The sequence below is a fragment of the Streptomyces chattanoogensis genome (genome assembly GCF_001294335.1).
GTDB lineage: Bacteria > Actinomycetota > Actinomycetes > Streptomycetales > Streptomycetaceae > Streptomyces > Streptomyces chattanoogensis.
On the sequence record NZ_LGKG01000138.1, the window covers coordinates 90365 to 108291 of the forward strand.

The following is a 17927-nucleotide window of genomic DNA, read 5'->3' on the forward strand; positions in this document are numbered from 1 at the left end:
CACTCACCGACACCCTGAAAGGAGGTGACCGACCATGACGAACGTTCTCGCGCTGCAGGAGCTTGCCGAGGAGACTCGCCTCGAGGAGATGCCGAGCACCATCAGCTTCATCGGCTGCGACACCTGAGCCACCACTGAGTGGCTGCAACTCGCCTAAAAGCGGAGGGAGGTGACTGATTATGACGAATGTTCTCGCGCTGCAGGAGCTTGCCGAGGAGACTCGCCTCGAGGAGATGCCGAGCACCATCAGCTTCATTGCCTGCGACACCTGATAGCTCTCATTCATGAGAGACACGTGCGGGGAGGCCACAATGAGGGTGGCCTCCCCGCACTGTCTCCAGCGTATCGCCCTGTGGAGGACAGAAATCCGTGTCTGCAGCGCTCCCCACCTCGCCCCCACCGACCATCACCCGCGCCACCCCCACCCGCCTCCTCTTGTCGGAGGTGCGGGCCTACCCCGGGCGGGTCATCGGCGCGGCGGCAGCATGCTGCGCCACCGCGGCGGGCGTCGGGGCCTGCCTACTTCTGCTCCTGGGCGCGAGCCTTGCCGACCACCCGGTGAACTCTCCCGAAGCGGCCGCCGCCGAAAGCACCCAGAACATCATGGCACTGCTGATGTCCCTGCTGCTGATGTGCGCGGTACTGGTCATCGGCTCCACCGTCTCACTATGGACCGGGCAGCGGCTGCGGCAGTTCGCCGTCCTCAGGGCCCTGGGGATGACCGCTGCACGGCTGCGGCGCATGGTGGCCATGGACGTGGCGCGCCTGGCCCTCGTCTCGGCTGCTGTCGGCGCCGCGGCCGGGGCACTGCCGCTGGCAGCACTCGGACGCCACATCCTCATCGAGCAGAAGTTGTTCCCCGCCGCCACCGAGCTGCCGCCGCCCGCCCAGACCTGGGGCGCCTGCGCCGCCGTGTGCCTGGGAACCGTCGGCATCAGCGTGCTCGCCGCGCTGCTGAGTGTGCGGGTCGCCGGGCGGGTCAACGCGATCGATCTCCTCAAGGACCACGAGGGTGCGCCGGGGACCAGGCGCAGCCGGGCCCGGCTGATCACCGGTCTGTGCATGGCGGTGCTGTTCTGCGCCCCTCTGCTGCTCGTCATGGCATTCCCGGGGCTGCCTCCGAAGGTACGCGCCGGCGTCGCCCCCGGGCTGGCCCTCTTCGTCATCCCCACCCTGGCCGTGCTGGCCCCATGGGTCATCCCGCCATTGACAGGCCCGGTGTGTGCGGTTCTACGCGCACTGGACCGACGCGTGGGCACCATCGCCGCCGCCGGCCTGCGGGCAACGCCCGCGCGCACCACGGCCCTGGCCGTTCCCGTCCTGCTGTCCGCGGGAGTCACCGCCTGCCTGCTCGGCGCCGGAACCACGATGGGGCACGCGACCCAGCACGAGGTCGAGGTGGCGCTCCGAGCCGACGCTGTGATCAGCGCGGAACCCGGCCCCCGGCTTCCTGCCACCCCTCGCCCGCTCTCCGGAGCCACCGCCACCCCTGTGATAGCCACCAAGGCCACCGTGCCCGGCCCCAAACGCCGTTCACCGCCCAAGCCGACCCGTGCCTGGGGGGTGGACGGACGTGTGCTGTCGCGAGTGCTGGACCTTTCCGAGCGAGAGGGCGACATCACGAAGATGACCGAGGGCACCTTCGCCGCGGGCGCGGAACTCGCGGACCAGGGGAAGTGGAAGGTCGGCCAGTCCGTGAAACTGACCCTGGCCGACGGGACGCCACAGCGGCTCACTCTCGTCGCGATCTACACGCGCGACCTGGCCTTTCCCCACATGATTCTCCCGCGCGCCACCGCACTCGCGCACACCGCATCTCCCACCGCCGACCGCATTTTCCTCACCGGACCGAGCAGCGCCTGGCCAGTGACAGAAGGCCAGACCGTCGCCTCGCGCGACGACTACGCGCAGACCTTCACCCGCAGTCCCGCCGACGATCTGGCCACTCGCCTGATAGTGGCGGTGGTCGCGGCGTACGCGCTGTTGGCGGCGGCCAATACCAGTGCTCTGGCGCAGCGTGACCGGGTGGCGCAGCGCGCCCATCTGCGGGCCCTGGGGCTCAGTCGGTTCCAGATGCTGCGCTGTGTGCTCTACGAGGCACTGGGCGCGGGAGCGATCGGGGTGGTGTTGTCCGGCCTCGTCGCCGTGGTGTGCCTGGTCCCACTGTCCGTGACGCTCGGACTCGGCCCGCTGCCCACGTTCGACGGCCCGTGGACCGTAGGCGTACTGGCGGGTGCCATTCTGACGCTCGGCGTTCCCGCGGCCATGACCGCCCATCCGCTGCTCGCCGTCCAGCGGCAGTTCGCCCGGAGAGGGCAGTGACGCCGGTGCCGTCGAGGCCGGCTCTGGGCAGACCGTTCTGGCTGTTGTTCGGCGGGGAGGCGGCATCGGCATTCGGGACGTCCGCCTCGATCGTCGCGCTGCCGGTGGTGGCGTTGCAGGCATCCGGGGACGTACGAGAAGCGGGGCTGGCGAGTACGGCGTTGTCCGCGGGCGTTCTCCTGGCCCGGCTGCCTGCCGGGGTGTTTGCGGACCGTTTCGACCGCCGGGCACTGCTGCTCGGCGGCAATCTGGTCGGCGCAGCAATTCTGGGAACTCTGGCGCTGCTCCAGGCGTGGGATGCCCTTTCCCTGCCCGTGCTGACACTTGCCGCGCTGCTTCTGGGCATGGTCGGCAGCATGTTGTCCCCGGCCGAGAACGTCGCCGTCCGGAGCTTCGTCCACCCCGATCTCCTCGCCAGGGCACTGTCGTTGATCCAGGCGCGGACGGCCGCGGCCCTGATCGCCGGGCCGGCGGCCGGCGGCGCGCTGCTCGCCACGGAACCGGTGTGGGTCTTCGCCCTCGACGCCGCCACGTATCTCGTCGCAGCCGTCTGTATGGCGGCCCTGCCGTCGGGGGCGGGCCCCGTCGGCGACGGGCAGCCCACACTGAAGGCCGCCTGCGAGGGCGTCCGCTTCCTGTGGCGCTCGCCGTTCCTGCGGTACGCGGCGGTCAACGCAGCCGTCCTCAACCTGGTCTTCAACGGCCTGCTGATCGTCGTCATCGCCTCGGCTGATGGCGGGGCGCAGGCCGGACTGGGCATTGGGGCGCAGACCGCGGCGATCGGGGCCGGAGCCCTGGGGGGCTCCCTGATCGCCGCTCCGGCGGCCCGGCGTTTCCCAGCGGCGCGTGGCATCGCCCTGTCCACCGGTGTGGTCGCTGTGGCGCTGGTGGGTTTTGCAACCGTCCACGACAGCGGGGCTGCCGCGTTCCTGCTCGCTCTCGCCTCCGCTTGTGGACCGGTGGTCACCGTCCTGCTGGCCACCGCGCAGATGCGGATGACACCGGCTGAGCTCCAGGGGCGGGTGAACAGCGGGACCGGTTTCCTCGCCCAGGCCGTTTCCCCGCTGGGGCCCACCCTCGTGGCCGTGTGCACCCACGCCTTCGGACTCTTCCCGACCGTGCTGGGAGCCGCGCTGCTGGTGGTGCTCCTCGCCCTCGTCGGCGGCGCCGTCGCCGCCCGCCACCTCCATGTCTCACCCCCGGCCACGGGTGGACGCGCCGCGGCCGACGGAGCCGGTGCAGACAGGGCTGACGCCCGTGGAACCGACGACGCCGAGCCAACAGCGACGGGTCGGCAGCAGCGACGGGTCGGCAGCTCGGAGCCTGCGATCAGAAACCGACGGTAAGGAACTACAGATGAGGAGCCGCACATGATCCCGGCGCACCCCCCGCTGGGCCGCCCCGGCCATCACCCGGCAGCCACTGCCCGCGACCTGACCAAGATCCACGACATGGGCGGCCACCAGGTGACCGCGCTGGACCGAGTGTCCTTAGACGTCCACCAAGGGCACTTCACCGCCATCATGGGCCCCTCGGGCTCCGGCAAGTCCACCCTGATGCACTGTCTGGCCGGGCTGGACTCCCCGTCCTCCGGTGCGGCCTGGATCGGCGAGGTGAATCTCGCCGAACTGTCGGACCGGCAGCTGACGCTGATGCGCCGGGACCGGATCGGCTTCATCTTCCAGGCGTTCCATCTGCTGCCGACCCTGACCGTCATGGAGAACATCACGCTGCCGATGACCCTCGCCGGGAAGCGCCCGGACCAGCGGTGGCTCACCGAAGTGATCGTCACGCTGGGCCTGCGGGACCGGCTGGCCCACCGGCCCCCGCAGCTGTCCGGCGGTCAGCAGCAGCGAGTCGCCTGCGCCCGCGCGCTGCTGAACCAGCCGGAGATCATCTTCGCGGACGAGCCCACCGGGAACCTCGATTCCCGGGCAGGCGCCGAGGTGCTGCGGCTGCTTCAGGAGTCGGTCCGACAGCTCGGGCAGAGCATTGTCATGGTCACTCATGACCCGGTGGCCGCCTCCTACGCCGACCGCGTGGTGTTCCTCGCCGACGGCAGGATCGTCGACGAACTGCAGCAGCCAACGGCGGACCGGGTGCTGGACTGTATGCGGATGTTCGACCCCATGGGCGACGCCTGAAGCAGCAGCCCAGGCCGTGCCGGTCAGTGGCCTGCTCAGGCGCCACACCGCAGGTCAAGGGAAGTACCCGGAAACTCCATGATGTACGTACCGAAATCGCCGGCCTCGACGATTCCCGGAAGCGATCCGCCCTCACGCAAGGGCGTGACATAGCGGGTCGCTATCACTTCGGTCAGCATTTCCCTGGGTTAACGGGCACCCGAGAGGGGAGATCAAAGGATTTTTCGGGCTCCCGCCCGCCTGCCGACGACCTGAGATCCTTCCCGGGCCGCGCTTGCCGCATGCCGGGCGGCGTCACGATGAGTCGGCGCGCGGAGCACGGAGAGCTCCGCCGGGTGCGGCGGCCCATCAGCGTATTCGTCGCGACATGTCCAGAGTGCTCGGGCGTTCATCAGGGAATCTTCACCGAAGCATCACACGATCTCCGTGCCGACCTCGGTGGAGGCCGTTAGCGTGACTGGCCGCTCGATCCCGCGCGCGTACGCGCATCAGGTCGCCGGCACCCCTGGCGGCGCAGACAGCACAGAAAGATCGCAGATGGACTACTGCTCGTCGTGCCGCCGGAACCTCAACGGTGCCCTCGTGTGCCCCGGGTGCGGTGACTACGCTCCGGACATAGCCCCGCCCGCCCAGCACCACCGCGGCGCGGCGGCCGCCGACGCGACGGCATGGGATCCGTGGCAGCCGGCGGAGGCGCCCGCTCCCGGGGTTCGCCGTGGCGCGCATCGCGGCGCGGCGGCGGCCGACGGTGACGCGGCCGCCGAGGCGGTGACCGATACGCCGGGCGCGGCTTCGTCCGCTGACTCCAAGAGCGGCGCCGCCACGGGGCAGGGACGGGCGGCGCGGCGGCGGCAGCTGGCGCGGTGGAAGAAGCACCGGCGCCGGGCCGCGGCCGCAACGGCCTTTGCGCTTGCCGGTGGCGCCCTGACGGTGGCCCTGCTGCCGAACAAGCCGTCCACCGACCAGACGCACGCGGCCGCGGCGCCGAAGGACCCGGAGACCGAGAACACGGCCCGGACGTCGCCCTCCAAGACACCCGCGGAGCAGCCGGACGAACGGGCTTCGCAGCATCACGGCATGCGCCCGCCCGTGAGAGCCGACCGACAGCGGCACACCACCGACGCCGCACCCGCCGCCACCCACCGACAGGCGACGACGAACCAGCAGCCCGAGACCGCCGCCCCGGCGCACACCCTCGCGGCCCCGAGCACGGCACCGAGCGCGGGGTCGCACACCGCGCACGCACCGGCCCAGCGGACACCCGCCGACTCTGCCGACACCGCCGACACCACCGCTCCGGCGAAGACCGCCCCCGCTTCCTCCCAGGACTCCGGCAGCGGCACCTCGCCCGCGCAGTCCGGACCGGCGGCACCGTCTGCAGAGCCGACCTCGCCGGCGAACCTGTGCCTCCTGGGAGTTGTGTGCGTGGGCTGATCGCTCCGCCGGCGCCGCACAGCGGCGCCCGACCACGCTGACGGGGACAGGCCCGCCGCCGTACACCTACGGCCGGCGGGCCTTCGCTCGTCGGTCGCTCGTCGGTCGTCGGATGCCGGTCGTCGGTCGTCGGTCGTCGGTCGTCGGTCGTGCGACAGGACCCCTTTCGCTCCGCGTTCCTTTGTGCCTATACAGCCTTGGAGGATCACAGGCTCACGACAGCACCGGAGGACCGCTTTGGACCGCACCACGGCAGCCGCCGCCCCGAACTCCGATGACTTTCCCCGGCAGTTCGCCCGCACCCGCCGGTTCTCGCTCGGCGTGCCGAGGCACTTCACCGTCTCCCCCGACGGCCGCCGGGTGCTCTTCGTCCGTACGGGGTCGGGCTCGGACCCCGTCGGCCGGCTGTGGCAGCACGAGGACGGCGCGGAACGGCTGTTGGCGGACCCCGTGGCGCTGGTGGGGACCGGTGCGGAGGCGGTGCCCGAAGAGGAGCGGCTGCGGCGGGAGCGGGCGCGCGAGCGCTCGGTGGGGGTGGTGTCGTACGCCGCCGACGCCGCCGTCGGCCTGGTGGCCTTCGCGCTGTCCGGGGCGCTGTGGGCGGTGCGTACGGAGGGCGGCGCGCCGTTCCCCGTACCGGCCGCCGGCCCGGTGGTCGACCCCCGCCCCTCCCCCGACGGGCGGCATATCGCCTATGTCAGCCAACGGTCGTTGCACGTCACCGACCTGGACGGCAATGACCGGCAGGTGGCCCGCAGCGAAGGGCCGGAGATCGCCTACGGGCTGTCCGACTACACGGCCGCCGAGTCCATCGGCCGGCCGCGCGGCTACTGGTGGGCGCCGGACGGCCGCCGTCTCCTGGTGACCCGGGTCGACACCTCCCCCGTGGAACGGCGTTACATCAGCGACCCCGCCGACCCGGCGAAGCCGCCGCGCGCGATCCGCTATCCGGTGGCGGGCACCGCGAATGCGGAGGTCACCGTGCAGCTGCTCGCGCTGGACGGCAAGCGGGTGGACGTGGTGTGGGACCGGGCGGCGTACGAGTATCTGGTCGCCGCGGGCTGGGACGCGCACGGTCCGTTCCTCGCCGTACAGAACCGTGACCAGCGGACGGTGCGGACACTCGCAGTGGATCCGGCGACCGGCGCCACCGAGGTGCTGCACGAGCGGACGGACCACGCCTGGGTGGAGCTCATGGCCGGAACACCGGCCCGGACCGCATCGGGGGCCCTGGTGCTGCCCGAGGACTCGGCCGACACCCGCTATCTGACCGTCGGCGGCCTCCGGGTCACCCCCGATGGACTGCAGGTGCGCGCGGTCCTCGGCGTCGAGGGCGAACGGGTGCTGTTCACGGCGGGCGACGACCCCCTCGAGACCCATGTGTGGCGTTACGAGCCCGGCCGCGGCAGCCGCCGGCTGAGCCGGGAGCCCGGCAGGTACGGGGGCGCGGCGCGGGGCGGCACGCTCGTCCTGGCGGGCGTCACAGCGCGGGGCCCCGAGGTGACGGTCGTACGCGGCGAGGCCGGTGCGGACGCGTCCCCTCAGGCCGTCGCCTCGCTGGCCGAGGAACCGGTGATCGCCCCGCGCGCGTCCCCTCTCACCCTCGGCAAACGGGAGTTGCGCGCCGCCCTCCACCTCCCGTCCTGGCACACGGAGGGGGCGGGGAAGCTGCCGGTGCTGCTCGACCCGTACGGCGGGCCGGGCCTGCAGATGGTGGGACGGGACCGCGGCTGGCCCTCGTGTGTGTCGCAGTGGTTCGCGGAGCAGGGGTTCGCGGTCCTCGTTGTCGACGGGCGCGGGACACCGGGGCGGGGGCCCGCCTGGGAGAAGGCCGTGCACGGTGACCTGCTCCGGCCCGTCCTCGAGGACCAGGTGGACGCGCTGCGGGCCGCCGGGGAGCGCTTCGCCGATCTGGATCTCGAGCGGGTGGGGATCCGCGGCTGGTCGTTCGGCGGGTTCCTGGCGGCGGCCGCCGTGCTGCACCGGCCCGAGGTCTTCCACGCGGCGGTGGCCGGCGCCCCGCCCACCGACCAGCGGCTGTACGACACCTACTGGAAGGAGCGCTTCCTGGGCCACCCGGACGAGCATCCGGAGAACTACGCGCGCTCCTCTCTGGTCGGCCACGGCCACCGGCTGCGCCGCCCGCTCCTCCTCATCCACGGGCTCGCCGACGACAACGTGGCGGTCGCGAACACCCTGCGCTTCTCGGCGGAGCTGCTCGCGGCGGGCAGACCGCACTCCGTCCTGCCGCTGCCGGGCGCCACCCATGCCCCGTCCGACGACGTGGTCAACGAGAACCTGCTGCGGTTCCAGCGCGATTTCCTGCTCGATGCGCTGGGTGCCGGGCCAAGGAATTGAGCCGGGGGCGCGACGGGGTGTGAACGGGGGGCGAAGGGAGTTGAACGGGGGCGGTGGCCCGTCCGTACAGCCGTATGGAACACGGGGGCCACCGAGCGCACCGGAACCGGAGGCACACCATGGCTCGACGGGAAACAACGGAGCAGGCGGCAGCGGAGCGGACGGCAGCAGGGCGGACGCCCGGGACCGCGCGGCGGACCGTCGTCGTGGCGGCGGGCGCGGCCGGGCTGACCGCCGCCCTGACGGCGTGCGGCGCAGGCGGCCGGTCCGGCGGGGGCGGCGTCCTCGGGAAGGCCTCCGAGATACCCAAGGGCGGCGGCAAGATCTTCAAGGCGGAGCAGGTGGTGGTGACGCAGCCGGAGGACGGGCAGTTCAAGGCCTTCTCCGCGGTCTGCACGCACGCGGGCTGCATCGTCGGAGAGGTCGCCGGCGGCACCATCAACTGCCTGTGCCATGGCAGCAAGTTCGACATCACCGACGGCAGCGTGGAGGACGGTCCCGCCACCAAGCCGCTGGAGCCCGCCAAGGTGAACGTCAAGGGCGGTTCGGTCACCCTCGGATGAGGGCCCGGCCGCCTGCCGGGCGACTCCGTTGAATGGCTGACCTCAGGCCGGCTTGCGCCACACGGAGATGTGCTTCGCGGAGTCCTGGGTGAACGGCGCCCCGTCCCAGTCCGCGACGCGCCGTTCCAGTTCGAGCCCGGCGATCCGTGCCATCAGGTCGAGCTCCGCAGGCCACGCGTACCGGTGCCGGGACCTGCCCCGGCGGTAGCGACCGTCGTCGCCGTCGCGCGTGAGGTGGTGCGAGACGAGAATCTGCCCGACCAGGTCGAAGGTGTCGAAGCCGAGATGCCCTTCGGAGACGTCGAACGGCACCGCGACCTGTCCGGGCGGCAGGAACCGCAACGGCGGCACGCCCAGCTCGATGACGAATCGGCCGCCGGGCGTCAGGTGGCGTGCGGCGTTTCGGAAGCACTCGACCTGTTCGTCCTGCGTGAGGAGGTTCGTGATGGTGTTGTAGACGAGATAGACCAGGGTGAACTCGCCGGGAACGGTGGTCGTGGCCATGTCCCCGATGGCGACCGGGAGCGTGTCCTCGTCGATCTTGTGGCGCAGGACGGCTGCCATGTGCTCGGACAGTTCGATGCCCGCTACCGGCACGCCGCGTTGCCGTAGCGGGATGCCCACTCGTCCGGTGCCGATGGCGAACTCCAGCGCCGGGCCGTCTCCGGCGAGTTCGGCGAGGAAGGCGACGGTCGGTACGAGAACGGGGGCCGAGAACCTCTCGCTCTCTTCGGCGTCGTAGCGGTCGGCGGTCGCACGTGTCCACGGCTCACTGCTCGTCACGGTCCGCCACCCTGCCGGGCGTCGTGGGGCGCTGTCGACTGATTTACCCCGGCGGCACGGCACCGAGGCAGGCCCCGAGCCGACGCCGACCCGGGGCCCACCCCTGCCCACTGCCTACTGCTCCTGCCCGTCTGCGCGTTCACCGCCGGCGGATCCGGCGGTTTCCGCCTGCCTGCCGGGCTCTGCTGCCTAACCGATCAGCGGAATCCACCGCTGGCCGTCGGACCCGGAGCACCGCGCGAGCGCCACGCTATTGCGCTCGCCTTCATCGGCAATGCAGCCCCGGGCGTACTTACGGCTGATGAACGTGGAGCCCTCGTCCCTGTTGGCGTAGTCCCAGTACTGCGCCTGAACGGCAGTGTTGCAGTTTTCCAGCGTCACCTGCTGCCCTATGCCCTTGGCCGTCACACACCGGCCGGCGTGATGCGCGCTCTCCAGTTGGTAACCCGGGAATCTTCCGACTCGCAGGTAGAAGTCCTGAGTTCCGGAGGCGTCCGCCGACCAGGCTTTGACGGTGTCGTTTCCAAACGCGTCGAGATTCCGGTCGCTCCCGACGTTCTGGAATGTGTACCGCACGTCCGGACGGAATGTTGCGGGGGACGCCGCTTGGGCACTGCCGCTGGTCAGCAGCCCCGTGCCCAGCAGGGCCGATACGGACAGAACGGCAGCGATGGCCTTGCGAGTTGCCACGATCTCCTCCTGGCTTTGTGACGTCTGGACGCCACAGAAGAAGTTGACTGTGCAATGTCGTTGCACTTCTCCGAGGCGTGTGCCTCGCAAAGCAACCTACGACCGGCCATATCCCTCTGGAAGGTGGAATCCGGACGCTGCACAGACCCGGACGTTATGGGTTTTCAAGGGATTTGCATTCCCGCAGGATCGAGCCGCGGTCAAGCAACCAATGAGACCGCTTACGCGGTGTCCGTAAATGACCGAGGGGGTCCGGCCAAAGATCCGGGACTTCCCGCCATTACCTGCGCGTCAGTAGAGGGGTACGCCGGGACGCCGATAGGGGGCTGTGACGAACGGTGGCGGACACAGGGCGGCAGAAGGGCCGGGCCGTACCTCCGGGGCACGGCCGCCCATCCCCCGTTCTCCACATCAGGCCACGTCTCCCCTCCTGCTCACCCGGCACTTCGGCGCGATTGAGCGCGCCGCCGCATGGCTGAATCTCCACAGGATCCCCACAGATCCATCACTTCACCCGCTGCCGGGACGGCGGTGCCGATCCGATGTCAGTGCCGGCTGCCGGCTGCCGGCATGGGCCGCATGGAGATCTTCGAGTGGGGGGCGCTGCTCCAGGGGACTCGGCATCGACGTGCCGCTGCAGGAACAACCGGGTGACGACCCGGCCGAGAGCGAGGTGCTGCTCGTCGGCAGGTGCGGGCGGGCGCTGCAGCCGGGCTCTGTCACACCCGGATGGGGGCGCCGGGCCATGCGGGCGTCAGGGGCGGCTCGGCCACCCTCGGCCGACCGGCCTCCCCGCCCCCGGATCAGCGGGCGCGGCGGGGCCGTTTCCAGCAGGCCAGCACGTCGTCGGTGGTGGCGATGGTGGCCACCAGGGCGAGGGTGTTGCGGACCATCGCAGGGGTGTATTCGACGGGCACCCCCGCGATGGCGTCCGCGGGGACGACGGCCGTATAGCCCAGATTGACCGCGTCGAACACCGCGTTGGGAATCGCCACGTTCGCCGAGACCCCGGTGACCACCAGCGTCCGGCAGCCGACGTTGCGGAGCAGGGCGTCGGTTTCGGTGCCCGCTATCGGGGACAGACCGTGCAGTCTGCGCACCACCAGGTCCTCGTCCGAGACCGGGATCGGGTCGGCGACGCGTACCGCGGTGGATCCGGTGATCTGCTGGACGGGCAGCCGCTCGGCCGCCGCGAACAGCCGGGCGTTGCGACTGGCGCCGCGCCCGTCGGGACGGCGTTCGGCGATGGCGTGCAGCACCTGGACGCCGGCCCCGTGGGCGGCCGCCACCAGACGGGCGATATTGGCCAGTGCTCCCGACGTGCGGGCGGCATCGGCGAGTTCGGGCAGCGCACTGTCCGTGCCGACCACACCCCGCTGGCATTCGACGGTGAGCAGCACCGTGCCGGCCGGGTCCAGTTGCCCGGCGAGTCGCACGTCCGACGGCATGGCGATCTCCTCCTCTGCCAGAAGCGCGAGGCTAGCCGCCATTGCGCCCGTCAGGAAGAGCCCCCATGATTTCTGACGACTAGTCAGATACGGGATGTGCGGCAACGGAGGGGACGACCGATGGCGGACACTCAGCGGCGCGGGCGCCGGATCATGATGACGCAGGACGAGCTCGACGCGTTCCTGGCGGCGCAGCGGACCTGCCGGGTCGCGACGGTCGGCGGCGACGGCGCACCGCATGTCGGGGCACTGTGGTTCGCCTGGGACGGCACGGCCCTGTGGCTGTACTCCATCACCCGCAGCAAGCGGTGGGCACAGCTGCGCAAGGACCCGCGGATCGCGGTGGTCGTCGACGACGGGCACGAGTACGGCGAGCTGCGCGGCGTCGAGCTGGCGGGCGAGGCGGTGTGCGTCGGCGAGGCGCCCCGTACGGGCGGGCCGTGCCCCGAACTGGACGGCCCGGAGCGGCTGTTCGCGGCGAAGTACTTCGGGATGGACGCGGTGCCGCACGACGGCCGGCATGCGTGGCTGCGGCTGACGCCGGACTCCGTCGTCTCCTGGGACTTCCGCAAGATCCCGGGCTGAGGGGCCGGGACCGCCTGGCCGGGTCACCTCTCCGGATCGCCTCGTCGGATCGCCTCTTCGGATCGCCGTGTCGGTGATTGTCAGTGGTCTCTGCGAGAGTGGTGGAGTCAGCCCGTTCCGCGCCGTCACGGGCGCGGGGGCGGGCGATCCGGCCGTCACGGGCCGGGCGCCGACCAGGACGAAGGAGACCCGGTGAACGTGCTCTTCCCCGCGCTGCACGAGGCGTCGCCCGCCCCCGCGCTGCGCTTCGGCGACCGCGCGCTCAGCTACCGCCAACTGGCCGCGGTGGCGGTGCCGCTCGCCGGGCGGATCAGCGGTGAGAGCCGTGTGGCGCTCTGGGCGACGCCGACGCTGGAGACCGCGGTCGGCGCCGTCGCCGCGCTGCTCGCCGGGGTGGCCGCGGTGCCGGTGAATCCCAGGATCGGCGAGCGCGAGCTGGCGCACATCGTGGCGGACAGCGCGCCCTCGCGCGTACTGGCCGCGCCGGGCGAGAAGCTGCCGGCGGCGCTCGCCGCGCTCCCCCGGACGGACGTCGAGGTGGACGGGCCCGAGGCCGACGCCGAGCCGGCCCCGCTGCCGCACGAACCGGTCGACGAGGCCCCGGCCCTGATCGTCTACACCTCCGGCACGACCGGGCCGCCCAAGGGCGTGGTCCTGCCCCGGCGCGCCATCGCCCGCACCCTCGACGCGCTGGAGGACGCCTGGCAGTGGACCGCCGACGACGTGCTGGTCCACGCCCTGCCGCTGTTCCACGTCCATGGCCTGATCCTCGGCATCCTGGGCCCGCTGCGCCGCGGTGGCAGCGTTCACCACCTGGGGCGCTTCAGCACGGAAGGGGTCGCCCGGGAGCTGTCCGCGGACGGCACGATGCTGTTCGGGGTGCCGACGATGTACCACCGGCTGGCCGTCGAGGCCGGGCACAACCCCGCCCTCGCCAAGGCGCTCTCCCAGGCGCGGCTGCTGGTCTCCGGTTCGGCCGCGCTGCCGCTGACCGATCATGAGCGGATCGCGGCGGCCTCCGGGCGGCGGGTGATCGAGCGGTACGGCATGACGGAGACGCTGATGAACACCAGTGTGCGGGCGGACGGGCCGGATGCCGCCGGGACGGTCGGGGTGCCGCTGCCCGGGGTGTACGTCCGTCTGGTGGACGAGACCGGGCAGGCCATCGAGGCGAGCGACGACGAGACGGTGGGCGAGATCCAGGTCCGCGGGCCGAATGTGTTCACCGAGTACCTCAACCGCCCCGATGCCACGGCCGCGGCGTTCGACGGCGGCTGGTTCCGTACGGGCGATATGGCGATCCGCGACGCCGCGGGGAACTACCGCATCGTCGGCCGTAAGGCCACCGACCTGATCAAGAGCGGCGGCTACAAAATCGGCGCGGGCGAGATCGAGAACGCCCTCCTGGCGCACCCCGGCGTCGCCGAGGCGGCCGTCACCGGGGAGCCGGACGAGGACCTCGGCGAGCGGATCGTCGCCTGGGTCGTGGCCGAGACCGGCCCGGACGCCGGGCCGCCCCCCAGTGGCCAGGAGCTCGCCGACCACGTCGCCCGCCAGCTGGCGCCGCACAAACGCCCCCGTGTCGTGCACTTCCTGGACGCCCTGCCGCGCAACGACATGGGCAAGATCCTCAAGCGAGACCTCCATGCATGATCCCGAGCGCTCGGCCCCGATGCCGAGCATGCGGCTGACGGCCCGCCAGGCCATGGCGGCGGTGACGGACTCCTACGTCGAGCTGCCGCCGCCGCAGCACCCGGGGCCCGGCAGACCGGACGGGCCGCTCGGCTGGCAGGGCTACGACGCGGCGCGGGCCCGCGCCCACGCCCGCACCGGCGAGGACGAGTCGGTCGTCACCGCCCTGGCGACGATAGGCGGCACCGAAGCCGTCCTGCTGTCCTTCGAGTTCGGCTATCTGGGCGGCTCCCTCGGCGAACGCACCGGCGACCGCCTGGAGGCCGCATACACCGAGGCCCGCGAGCGCCGGCTGCCGCTGGTGTCGCTGATCGCCACGGGCGGCAGCCGGATGCAGGAGGGGATGCGCGCGCTGACCCAGCTCCAGCGGGTGGCCGGGCAGGCGGCGCGGAACCGCGCCGCGGGGCTGGCGCATATCGCCGTGCTGCGCGATCCGACCACCGGGGGCGGCTGGGCGACGCTCGGCGCGGGCGCCGATGTGCTCCTCGCCCTGCCCGGTGCACAGATCGGTTTCGCCGGCTCGCGGGTGCGCCCGGCGGATGCCGATCCGGTGGCCTACTCCGCCGAGGGCCAGCTCGCGGCCGGGCAGATCGACGCCGTCGTCCCGCCCGACCGGCTGCGCGGCACACTGCAGCGGTGGCTGCGGCTCCTGGGCGGCGTACGGGAGCCGGGAGCGGCCGCGCCCGATCCGGTGCCGCCGGCCGCGCTCGGCGGGTCCGGTCTGCCGGAGACCGGCTGGCGGGCGGTGGTCCGTGCCCGCGATGCCCGGCGCCCGCGCGCCGAGGCCTATCTGCGCGCGTACTTCGACGACTGGGAGGAGCTCCGCGGCGACCGCTGCGGCGGTGTCGACGACGGCATACGCTGCGGATTCGGCCGGCGCGACGGCCGCACCATCGCCTTCGCGGCGCAGTGCGGTACGGCCACCCGCCCGGCCGGATTCCGTACCGCGGCCCGGCTGGTCGGGCTCGCGGACCGGCTCGGCATCCCGGTGCTCACCCTGGTGGACACGCCGGGCGCCGCCAATGGCGCGGAGGCCGAGCGGGCGGGCGCCGGGGCGGCGCTCGCCGAAGCCTTTGCCGCGCTGGCCTCGGCCCGGGTGCCGGTCACGTCCCTGCTCATCGGCGAGGGCGGCTCCGGCGGGGCGCTGGCCCTCGCCGCACCCGGCCGCCTGTGGGCGACACCCGACAGCTACTTCTCCGTGATCGCCCCGGAACTGGCCGCCGCCATCCTCAAACGCGACCCCCAGGAGGTGCACCACACCGCCGACCAGCTCCGCGTCCGGCCGCAGGACCTGCTGGCCCTGGGCATCATCCGCGACATCGTGCCGCCGGCCCGGGACACGGGCGCCTGAGCCGCGTCGGCTGGAGCCGCGCCGGCCTGCAGTGCACCGGCCTGAGTAGCGACGGCCTGCGGTGCGCCCCGGCCTGAGTCACGACCGCCTGAGTCACGACCGCCTGAGTCACGACCGCCCTGGTCGCGTCTCTCCGGGATCGTCCGCCCGGATCCCGGGACGGGCCCTCGGCTCAGCGGTCCCCCGCCACGCCCTTGCCCGCCTCCTGGAGCGCCGCCACGGCGGCCCGGATCGAGGGCCGGCGGTCGGCGTCCGCGCGCCAGATGGCATAGACATGACGGCGCATCGTATGCCGTACGGGCACCACGCTCACGCCCTCGGGGACCGGGCCCCGGCCCAGGCGCGGGGCGACCGCGACGCCCAGCCCGGCCGCGATCAGGGCGAGCTGGGTGTGATGCTCCTCCGCCATATGCGCGATACGGGGCTCCACTCCGCTGCTGCGCAGGGTGAACATCAGCCAGTCATGGCAGAACTCGGCCTGCGGCCAGGAGATCCACTCGTCATCGGCGAATTCCTCCAGGTCGACGGTGTCACGGTGGGCGAGCCGGTGATCCGACGGCATCGCCACATCCGCCGGATCGTCGAGCAGCGGGGCCTTCGCCAGCCCGTCCGGCAACGGCAGCGGCCGGTTGTACCAGTCCAGGACGACCGCCAGGTCGAGGTCGCCGCGCACCACGCCCCGTACCGAATCGTCTGGCTCCAACTCCCGTAGCCGGGCGCGGAGTTGGGGATACTCCGCGCGCAGGGCGACCAGCGCGGCCGGGAGGAGCCCCCGGGCGGCGGTGGGGAACGCGCCGAGCCGCAGTTCACCCACGGCCTGGCCGCGGTGCGCCTCCAGCTCGGCCTGCGCCAGCTCGACCTGGGAGAGGATGCGCGCCGCATGATCGGCCAGCAGCCGTCCGGCATCCGTCAGCCGTACCCCGCGGCCGTTCTTCGCCAGCAGCTGCTGCCCGGTCTCCCGCTCCAGCTTGGCGATCTGCTGCGAAACGGCCGAGGTGGTGACATGCAGCCCCTCGGCGGCCGCGCTCACCGAGCCGTGGCGGGCGATGGCGCTCAGCGTCCGAAGGCGATCAAGATTCAACACATAAGCAATGCTACGCGATACCCCCCACGAATTCTCTCTTGTGCTACGAAGTCGAGCTCAGCATCGTAGAGGGCATGAGCACCGCCACCGGCCGCCCCACCGCCGCCACCCGCACCGCGTCCCCCTCGCCCACGGCCCCCGATGCCCCGGTCTCCGATGCCCCGGTCTCCGCAGAGGTCCGGGAGGGCGCCGCCCGCCGCGTCATCGGCTGGCCGATCCGCTTCGCCGTTCTCTGCCTGGTCTGGGGATTCAGCTTCCTGTTCATCAAGGTGGGCACCGAGGGCTTCAACCCGCTGCAGTTCACACTGGGCCGGCTGGCCTGCGGTGCGCTCGTCCTGTTGCTGGTCCTCGCGGTCAAGCGTGAGCGGCTGCCGCGCCCCGCCCGGATCTGGGGACATCTGACGGTCGCCGCGTTCATCCTCAACGTCCTCCCCTTCACCCTCTACGCCTACGCCGAGACCACCATCCCCTCCACCCTGGCCGGCATCTGCAACGCGACCTCCCCGCTGTGGGGCATGGTGCTGTCGCTCGTCGCACTCTCCGAGGACCGGCCCACCCGGCGCCGTGTGGCGGGACTGGGCGTCGGATTCCTGGGCGTGCTCACCGTCCTCGGCGCATGGCAGGGCTTCGCCGGTACGGACATGGCGGGCACCGCGATGGCCCTGGGTGCCTCGCTCTGCTACGCCATCGGCTGGATCTACGTCCGCCGTACGCTGGCCGACGGCGAGCACTCCCCCCTCGCCATGACCGGCACGCAGCTGCTGCTGGCCACTCTCCAACTGGCCGTGGTGACCCCCCTGTTCACCTCCATGCCGACCTCCTTCCCCCTCGCTCCGCTGCTGTCCTGCCTGGCGCTCGGCGCCCTGGGCACCGGCTTCGCCTTCGTCCTCCAGTACGGCCTGGTCGCCGAGGTCGGCCCCACCACGGCCATGATGTGCACCTACTTCATCCCGGTGATCGCCACCGCCGCCGGCGTGGCCCTCCTGGACGAACAGCTGAGCTGGAACACCCCGGTCGGTGCCCTGATCGTCCTCGCCGGCGCCGCTCTCACCCAGAGCAAACCCCGACGCACGTCCTGACCCCGCCAAGCCACTCCCCTGGAGAGCCCCCGAGCCCCAACTCGGGGGCTTTCCCCTGCCGTTCGTCACCTTCGCTCCTCACTCGAGGACACGAGGCCGGGCCACTGGCCCCTGCCCTCCGGCGTACGAGACACCGGCGCCCCACCGCCACCGCCGTACGGCGAAAGCCGCGGGGGGGGCGCCACGGGATCGACCGTCGTCACCCCGACCCCAGCCCCGAAGCGGAAGTCGCCCGGCAGGTACAGCACTTCAACGGGCCGGTGACGACATCGAGCCGTCGGCTCTTGGCCCTCGGCAGCGCCCCAGCGAGGTCAGCACTCACGCGGCACCGGCACTACGAACAGGCCTCCCCCGTCTCCCCCCTCGCCATGACCGGCACGCAGCTGCTGCTGGC

At 72.1% G+C, this 17927-nt stretch carries 16 protein-coding genes and 1 pseudogene; 12 read left to right on the forward strand and 5 right to left on the reverse strand.

Annotated elements, in window-relative coordinates:
• Positions 1-34: 34 nt before the first annotated feature.
• The 5 genes from ADL29_RS44580 to ADL29_RS18800 all read left to right on the forward strand — a co-directional run bounded on the left by ADL29_RS44580 (position 35) and on the right by ADL29_RS18800 (position 4466).
• Positions 35-127, forward strand: coding sequence for a class III lanthipeptide (locus ADL29_RS44580; RefSeq protein WP_206740163.1), 93 nt, complete (start codon positions 35-37; stop codon positions 125-127).
• Between the two features lie 52 nt (positions 128-179).
• Positions 180-272 (forward strand): class III lanthipeptide, encoded by a 93-nt coding sequence (locus ADL29_RS44585; protein ID WP_211274347.1) that lies wholly within the window; start codon positions 180-182, stop codon positions 270-272.
• Positions 273-369: 97 nt separating this feature from the next.
• A complete protein-coding gene (locus ADL29_RS18790) occupies positions 370-2322 on the forward strand; it encodes an FtsX-like permease family protein (protein WP_053924808.1) in 1953 nt (650 codons plus the stop codon).
• Positions 2323-2327: 5 nt separating this feature from the next.
• Positions 2328-3668: an MFS transporter gene (locus tag ADL29_RS18795; protein ID WP_157878534.1), complete on the forward strand. Its 1341-nt coding sequence runs from the start codon at positions 2328-2330 to the stop codon at positions 3666-3668.
• 24 nt (positions 3669-3692) lie between these two features.
• The gene (locus ADL29_RS18800) at positions 3693-4466 is read left to right on the forward strand and encodes an ABC transporter ATP-binding protein (RefSeq protein ID WP_053924810.1); all 774 of its coding nucleotides are present in this window, start codon (positions 3693-3695) and stop codon (positions 4464-4466) included.
• Positions 4467-4531: 65 nt separating this feature from the next.
• On the opposite strand, the pseudogene ADL29_RS43540 reads toward ADL29_RS18800, so the two are convergent.
• A pseudogene (locus ADL29_RS43540) lies at positions 4532-4645 on the reverse strand (HipA family kinase); the annotation flags it as partial.
• Positions 4646-4919: 274 nt separating this feature from the next.
• Here ADL29_RS43540 and ADL29_RS43545 point away from each other — a divergent pair.
• From ADL29_RS43545 to ADL29_RS18815, 3 genes are all read left to right on the forward strand, one after another.
• A complete protein-coding gene (locus ADL29_RS43545; protein WP_157878536.1) occupies positions 4920-5900 on the forward strand; it encodes an SCO2400 family protein in 981 nt (326 codons plus the stop codon).
• Positions 5901-6137: 237 nt separating this feature from the next.
• Positions 6138-8258 (forward strand): S9 family peptidase, encoded by a 2121-nt coding sequence (locus ADL29_RS18810; RefSeq protein ID WP_053924812.1) that lies wholly within the window; start codon positions 6138-6140, stop codon positions 8256-8258.
• Between the two features lie 119 nt (positions 8259-8377).
• Complete coding sequence (locus ADL29_RS18815) at positions 8378-8821, forward strand: Rieske (2Fe-2S) protein (protein ID WP_078971115.1); 444 nt, start codon at positions 8378-8380, stop codon at positions 8819-8821.
• A 42-nt stretch (positions 8822-8863) separates the two neighbouring features.
• Here the strand turns inward: ADL29_RS18815 and ADL29_RS18820 are convergent, their stop codons facing one another.
• The 3 genes from ADL29_RS18820 to ADL29_RS18830 all read right to left on the reverse strand — a co-directional run bounded on the left by ADL29_RS18820 (position 8864) and on the right by ADL29_RS18830 (position 11742).
• Positions 8864-9604, reverse strand: a complete 741-nt coding sequence (locus ADL29_RS18820; RefSeq protein WP_053924814.1) for a class I SAM-dependent DNA methyltransferase — start codon at positions 9602-9604, stop codon at positions 8864-8866.
• Positions 9605-9793: 189 nt separating this feature from the next.
• Complete coding sequence (locus ADL29_RS18825; protein ID WP_053924815.1) at positions 9794-10294, reverse strand: RICIN domain-containing protein; 501 nt, start codon at positions 10292-10294, stop codon at positions 9794-9796.
• An 803-nt stretch (positions 10295-11097) separates the two neighbouring features.
• Positions 11098-11742 (reverse strand): cysteine hydrolase family protein, encoded by a 645-nt coding sequence (locus tag ADL29_RS18830; RefSeq protein WP_053924816.1) that lies wholly within the window; start codon positions 11740-11742, stop codon positions 11098-11100.
• A 120-nt stretch (positions 11743-11862) separates the two neighbouring features.
• Between ADL29_RS18830 and ADL29_RS18835 the strand changes: the two genes are divergently transcribed.
• The 3 genes from ADL29_RS18835 to ADL29_RS18845 all read left to right on the forward strand — a co-directional run bounded on the left by ADL29_RS18835 (position 11863) and on the right by ADL29_RS18845 (position 15370).
• Complete coding sequence (locus ADL29_RS18835; RefSeq protein WP_053924817.1) at positions 11863-12327, forward strand: pyridoxamine 5'-phosphate oxidase family protein; 465 nt, start codon at positions 11863-11865, stop codon at positions 12325-12327.
• Between the two features lie 192 nt (positions 12328-12519).
• Positions 12520-13980 (forward strand): acyl-CoA synthetase, encoded by a 1461-nt coding sequence (locus ADL29_RS18840; protein WP_053924818.1) that lies wholly within the window; start codon positions 12520-12522, stop codon positions 13978-13980.
• Entirely contained in the window at positions 13973-15370 is a 1398-nt protein-coding gene (locus tag ADL29_RS18845; protein WP_245689512.1) for a carboxyl transferase domain-containing protein, read from the forward strand. The genes ADL29_RS18840 and ADL29_RS18845 overlap by 8 nt, the downstream gene beginning before the upstream one ends.
• Positions 15371-15542: 172 nt before the next feature.
• On the opposite strand, the gene ADL29_RS18850 is transcribed toward ADL29_RS18845, so the two are convergent.
• Positions 15543-16454, reverse strand: a complete 912-nt coding sequence (locus ADL29_RS18850) for a LysR family transcriptional regulator (protein WP_053924820.1) — start codon at positions 16452-16454, stop codon at positions 15543-15545.
• A gap of 74 nt (positions 16455-16528) precedes the next feature.
• On the opposite strand from ADL29_RS18850, the gene ADL29_RS18855 reads away from it, so the two are divergent.
• The gene (locus ADL29_RS18855; RefSeq protein WP_211274348.1) at positions 16529-17533 is read left to right on the forward strand and encodes a DMT family transporter; all 1005 of its coding nucleotides are present in this window, start codon (positions 16529-16531) and stop codon (positions 17531-17533) included.
• Positions 17534-17927: the final 394 nt, after the last annotated feature.

Coding starts and splice junctions, on each gene's coding strand:
- ADL29_RS44580 (WP_206740163.1), top strand. CDS start 35: ATGACGAACGTTCTCGCGCTGCAGGAGCTTGCCGAGGAGACTCGCCTC.
- ADL29_RS44585 (WP_211274347.1), top strand. CDS start 180: ATGACGAATGTTCTCGCGCTGCAGGAGCTTGCCGAGGAGACTCGCCTC.
- ADL29_RS18800 (WP_053924810.1), top strand. CDS start 3,693: ATGATCCCGGCGCACCCCCCGCTGGGCCGCCCCGGCCATCACCCGGCA.
- ADL29_RS18815 (WP_078971115.1), top strand. CDS start 8,378: ATGGCTCGACGGGAAACAACGGAGCAGGCGGCAGCGGAGCGGACGGCA.
- ADL29_RS18830 (WP_053924816.1), bottom strand. CDS start 11,742: ATGCCGTCGGACGTGCGACTCGCCGGGCAACTGGACCCGGCCGGCACG.
- ADL29_RS18835 (WP_053924817.1), top strand. CDS start 11,863: ATGGCGGACACTCAGCGGCGCGGGCGCCGGATCATGATGACGCAGGAC.
- ADL29_RS18845 (WP_245689512.1), top strand. CDS start 13,973: ATGCATGATCCCGAGCGCTCGGCCCCGATGCCGAGCATGCGGCTGACG.
- ADL29_RS18855 (WP_211274348.1), top strand. CDS start 16,529: ATGAGCACCGCCACCGGCCGCCCCACCGCCGCCACCCGCACCGCGTCC.